The sequence below is a fragment of the Pedobacter sp. ASV12 genome, from assembly GCF_016429155.1.
Classification (GTDB): Bacteria; Bacteroidota; Bacteroidia; order Sphingobacteriales; family Sphingobacteriaceae; genus Pedobacter.
In genome coordinates, this window is record NZ_JAELUC010000291.1 from 1 (window position 1) to 463 (window position 463).

The window sequence follows — 463 nt, forward strand, 5'->3', positions numbered from 1 at the left end:
ACTTTTTTAGCATCTTTTTCGATTTTATCAGCTTTTTGCATTTCAAGAATATTCAATTTGTCCAAATTGATTTTTGGCAATGATATTGTTTCATTCTTTAGCAGTTTTCCCTTGATAAGCTCGTAATATTTTGCCTTGCTAGTTTTGCTTTTTTCGTTGACTAGATAATACAAGTCGTCGTTCTCAATAATAATTTGCTTCTTCTCCGTACCAAAACTTGCGTTTATACATACAAACCAGCTGTTTCGGTCAAAATCATTTAGTAGCTTTTCATAGAAGGGGTTGGGATGCGAACAAAGCACAAAAGTCAATAACAAGCACAGACATAATTTCATAGTATAAAAAATTTAATTAACGATTATCTTCTAATAAATAGGCTGGTATTTGTCGACCTCCATAACTTTTTCTCTTGTCCATACCAAGATCTGCTCTTGCTCTGTTCTCAGCCTTAACTGCACTGACC

General features: G+C 33.7%; 1 protein-coding gene. It reads right to left on the reverse strand.

From position 1 onward, the window contains the following. The coding region (locus JHD69_RS20355; RefSeq protein ID WP_199142148.1) for a hypothetical protein at positions 1-335 on the reverse strand (335 nt) is incomplete at its 3' end. Positions 336-463 lie beyond the last annotated feature (128 nt).